Raw genomic sequence first — 4,807 nt, 5'->3', positions numbered from 1 at the left:
GACGGTCTCATTCTTCCTGTTAAGTGAGGAACTTGCTGAAAATCAACGGTGTAAATCGTTTGGAAATTAAAAAGCTGCCGAACCGAATCCGACAGCAGCTAAGCTAAACTTTCAAATATTTTTCACGAATATCCGCGATACCTTCCTTGCAGACGCCATATGAAAGCCAGGAGCAGCCTTTGCATATGTAATCCAAATCATCAGGTTTTACTTTCTCGGCGGTTAACCGGACCAAAAAGGATTTGTTATAACTGGCGCCGTCAATTAATTCGAGCTGATGGATGACTTTTTGATCCATTGTCATCACATGTTCATTGGAACCCGGACCAGCTTCGCAGCTTGTTTTTCCTTTATTCGGGCATACGCTGCACGTATCATCCAATGCCGCGACGACTGTGATCGGAAAGTCAGCCTGCTCATCCCGAATTTGTTCCACAATTCCGCTCATTTTTTCCACAAATTCAGGACTGTAGCCCATGCCGCGAAATCCGTGGACACATAATAAATGGTGGCCTCTTAACACTAAACTCAAACGCTATCACTCCTCTTACTCTGTCATTATACCAATTAATTTGATTTGCTGGGAACTGCGATGGGGATTCCATTTTTTCCAGATTGATTATAATATTGCGGCACCTTTCCTTGAACAAATAAATCGCCAATCTTGATTACTTTTGTTAAATCGGTTTCCTTTGCGAGATAGGGAATGATTACGTTCATTTTAATTTTGATTATGAGATTGACTTCAAGATACGTATTATTAATGCCCGTTTCTCTTACTGCTGTTTGAATATCGGAGTTGACATCCCCAAGGATTTCATAGCGGACAGGGATTTTCGGACCCATGTTCGCAAATATAGCGGTGTTGGTGACCTCTCCAATTGGAATTTTATAAATGACGCCGCCACCCGAATCGCTATACATAAGGTCTTTACTGCCTGTAAATGACTTCAATTTACTTATATCTCCAGTTTCCAAATAATTTAAATATTGTTCCACTCTTTTGGTGGAATCGGCAATGGCCCGATTATAAATCTGTGGGTTAAAACTGTAGCTGACTTCGCCATCTGCATTATGAATAATAATTAATTTATTGATATCAATATTATCGGTAATTTTTTTCGAAATGGCATCTGTGATCGCATCAGAGGCAAACTGGCGGGCCCGTGTGCTTGCGACTGTCATTAGGGCGGGTGTGATATTCTTGTTGACAATCCATAATCCAATAGCGGAAAAAAGTAGGAAGAATAAAAACGATAACAGGAAAACATATTTGAAAGGCAAAGGGCCTCGCCTTTTGAATTTTTTAAATCTCATCATGGAAAAACCTCCTTTACTTCATGTATATATCTCCTGGATGAATAAATAACAAAAAGTAATTTTACAAGTCTAAATTTGTAAAACATGAGTATTATCTTAGTAGACAAGGAGGCGATTCAAGTGAAATCAATTGGAATTTTGGGTGTAGGTCAGGCAGGCGGCAATATTGCGGAGATTGCTGCAACCTTAGGCTTTCAAGCCGCATTGATCAATACAAATCAGCGAGATGGGTTAGTGAACACGAAGGTGGAAAGAAAATACTTTGTTCCGGGATATAACGGTGCCGGGCAGAACCGGTCTGTCGGTTTAAAGGCAGTGAATGATAACTATCGCGAAATGATTGACTTTGTCAAGCAATCTTTTAAAAATATTAAACTTTTACTGGTGGCTTTTTCTACCGACGGCGGTACCGGCTCGGGGATGAGTCCGCTCTTGATTGATTTGCTTCTGGACCAGCTGTCCGGAGTGAATGTCGGGGCGATTGCCATCGTTCCTGACCGGAATGTATTAGCCGGTAATCGAATCAATGCGGCTGAGTGCATTGTGGAAATTTCGAAAATAGAAGGGATATCTTCTGTATTTCTTGTAGATAATGATCAGATGCGGAAATTAAACCCGCAATCCAGCAAACAGCAAATCTATCTATCTTCCAACACTCAGGTAATGGAAGCGATTAGCAATGTGCTGCAAATTACACAAAAGAGTTCCCTTTATGGCAATTTTGATGAAACAGACCTTTTAAATATTCTGTGCACAAGAGGCGTAACAATCATTTCATCCTCGGTTATTACCGATGCGAAAACGACATCAGATGTTGCCAGCAAAATACATCAATCCTGGTCCAATTCTGTTTTCTGCCCGGTGGAGTCAACAGGAGTGATTCGGGCCGGCCTTATTTATGAAGGTCCGGAGAGAATGGCAAAACTCATTAATGTGCCGGCCGTTTTTGAAAGGGTAGGCGAGCCTCTGGAATTATTCGAAGGAACATATATCACTGAATCAGACCCTGTCGTCACAACCATCCTCGCAGGGCTGCCGTTCCCGAGCCGAAGGCTTGCTTCCTTAGAAGATTTACTAGAGAAGAACAAAGACCGCTTGCAAAGCTTGGTCAGTAAGGAACAATCCCAGAAATACGAGTCGCAAATCACCTGGGCGTCCAGTTTAAAGGTACGGCCATCTGAAAGAAAGGCCGGGAATGTAACGACAACGTTGTCTAAATATCAAAGATAAAAGTTTGGGTCAGCTCCTTAAGGGGGCTGACTTTTTTTTCTAATACTCAATGGATGATGAAATCACTTATTGTGTGTTAATATAGTAATTGTTAAAATAGGGACGATGATAAAAAGTTTGCGATATTATATTAATTACAGTAGGTGATAAAATGAGTAAAGAGGGCATGGCTGCTACACAGACTGGCAGGAGTTCTGCGCTGGCGAGCTCTTCATTATTTGCCGATTTACGGTTACTATTTAAAGGGCCGGTGCTAATTGCAAATGCCTTGCCAGTATTTGCCGGCTTTTGGATGGCGCTATATTTTACGGGTACAACCTTTATGGAAAATTTGGATCTGTTTTTCTTTACGTTTTTTGGCGGTACATTGGTAATGGGCGGAGCGCTAGTCATTAATAACTGGTATGATGTCGATATTGATACAATCATGGACCGCACGAAAAACCGTCCAACGGTGACAGGCCATTTTTCATTAAAGGCAGTGCTGACTTTGGGCATTGTTTTATCCATTCTCGGATTCATTTTTTTAGCGTTTACGACCATTGATGCTGTTGTTTATGGATTAATTGGCTGGGTGACCTATGTCATCATGTATACGATGTGGACAAAACGGAAGTATACACTGAATACGGTTGTGGGCAGTATTTCCGGGGCAGTTACTCCGCTAATTGGGTGGACTGCAGTTGATCCGGGATTTCATTTCGTGCCGATTGTTATGGCCCTGCTCTTGTTTATTTTTCAAATGCCGCATACCTTTGCGATTGCCATGAAGAAATGGCGCGAATATAAAGCCGCAAATGTTGCGATGCTTCCGGTCGTGCACGGTTTTGGCATTACCAAACGCCTGATGGTTGTCTATATCGCAAGCCTTTTGCCACTGCCATTTTTCCTGTCCATGCTGGGCACAACCTTTGTCGTTATTGCCACAGTGATTAATATTGGCTGGCTTGTACTCTCCATCTATGGATTTTTTACAAAAGACGATATGAAATGGGCGCACATTAACTTTTTATACTCGGTGAATTATATCACCATTATGTTTCTAATGATGATTATAGCGACGATTTAATCGAGGCATCTCTTTTGGGGGTGTCTTTCTTTTTGTTATTGAGTTTTTTAAAATTTCAGTTAAACTAGTAAGAGTTAGCGAAAAAGCAATTGTTTTTTGGAGGAGAATCATGCTAAATCACAGCGAGCGAGTACGGATTTTAATTTCATGCGAGGACAAGCCCGGAATTGTGGCGGCGGTGTCGCAGACTTTGTTTCAAAATGGGGGCAATATTGTTCAATCAGACCAGCATACGACCGACCCTGTTGGTGGAATGTTTTTTATGAGAATTGAGGCCGATATTGCAGATTTTGAGGAGAAAAGAGAAAAAATCTATGGAGATTTTCAGGAATTAGCGCGAAAGTTTAATATCCATTGGCGGATGGAGCAGGCAAGCAGAAAGAAACGAGCAGCCATTTTTGTCTCAAAGGAAGACCATTGTTTGCTAGAATTGCTCTGGCAGCAGAAGGCAGGCCATCTTGATGCCGAGTTTGTAGTCATCATCAGCAATCATCCCGATTTGCAAGAAATTGCAAAAGAAATGAACATTCCGTTTTACCATTTGCCGGTTAAAGCCGAAAATAAAAAGGAAATCGAAGCAGAGCAAATCAAATTGATCAACAAATACAAAGCAGATTGCCTCATCCTTGCCAGATATATGCAAATTTTAACACCAGAATTTACAAAAACCTTTCCTAATCAAATTATTAATATCCATCATTCGTTCTTGCCGGCGTTTGTTGGGGCCAATCCATATGCTCGTGCCTATGAACGCGGCGTTAAATTGATTGGCGCCACGGCCCATTATGTCACAGACGAGCTGGATGAAGGTCCGATTATTGAACAAGACGTGCAGCGGGTCAATCACCGCGACCAGCTGGATGATTTGAAAAAAATCGGCAAGTATATCGAGCGGACAGTCCTGGCCCGTGCCGTTAAATGGCATATCGAGGATAGGGTACTGACTTACGGGAATAAGACGATTGTATTTTCTTAAAAAATTTTGCGGCCCGATAATGTGGATATATCAGGCGGGCTCCCAAAAAAGGTTCACGGTCATTTGAATTATATAAATGGGTTGATAAGTATGTCTGTAATAATTGGCTTTTTAATTTTTGCAGTAATAGGTCTAAGTCTTGCAACATTTTGTTTATATTTAGGATTTAAAAATTCTAAGGAACTAATAAATGGTTTAGTTGAAGAAAAAAT

General features: G+C 41.2%; 5 protein-coding genes. 3 read left to right on the top strand and 2 right to left on the bottom strand.

What is annotated here, in order from left to right; genetic code table 11:
- Positions 1-103: 103 nt before the first annotated feature.
- Entirely contained in the window at positions 104-478 is a 375-nt protein-coding gene (locus BFU02S_RS14780) for a DUF1284 domain-containing protein (RefSeq protein WP_066372287.1), read from the bottom strand.
- Positions 479-567: 89 nt separating this feature from the next.
- Positions 568-1,320, bottom strand: coding sequence for a sporulation protein YunB (gene yunB / locus BFU02S_RS14775; protein WP_066372285.1), 753 nt, complete (start codon positions 1,318-1,320; stop codon positions 568-570).
- 120 nt (positions 1,321-1,440) lie between these two features.
- Between yunB and BFU02S_RS14770 the strand changes: the two genes are divergently transcribed.
- The 3 genes from BFU02S_RS14770 (at position 1,441) to purU (ending at position 4,595) form a co-directional block, all read left to right on the top strand.
- Positions 1,441-2,550, top strand: a complete 1,110-nt coding sequence (locus BFU02S_RS14770; RefSeq protein WP_066372282.1) for an FtsZ/tubulin family protein — start codon at positions 1,441-1,443, stop codon at positions 2,548-2,550.
- A 151-nt stretch (positions 2,551-2,701) separates the two neighbouring features.
- Positions 2,702-3,619: a heme o synthase gene (cyoE, locus tag BFU02S_RS14765; RefSeq protein ID WP_066372278.1), complete on the top strand. Its 918-nt coding sequence runs from the start codon at positions 2,702-2,704 to the stop codon at positions 3,617-3,619.
- Positions 3,620-3,728: 109 nt separating this feature from the next.
- A complete protein-coding gene (gene purU / locus BFU02S_RS14760) occupies positions 3,729-4,595 on the top strand; it encodes a formyltetrahydrofolate deformylase (protein ID WP_066372276.1) in 867 nt (288 codons plus the stop codon).
- Positions 4,596-4,807: the final 212 nt, after the last annotated feature.

It is taken from the genome of Neobacillus fumarioli NBRC 102428 (assembly GCF_001591485.1).
Taxonomy (GTDB): Bacteria; Bacillota; Bacilli; order Bacillales; family Cytobacillaceae; genus Neobacillus; species Neobacillus fumarioli.
This window is presented reverse-complemented; position numbering and strand designations above follow the sequence as displayed.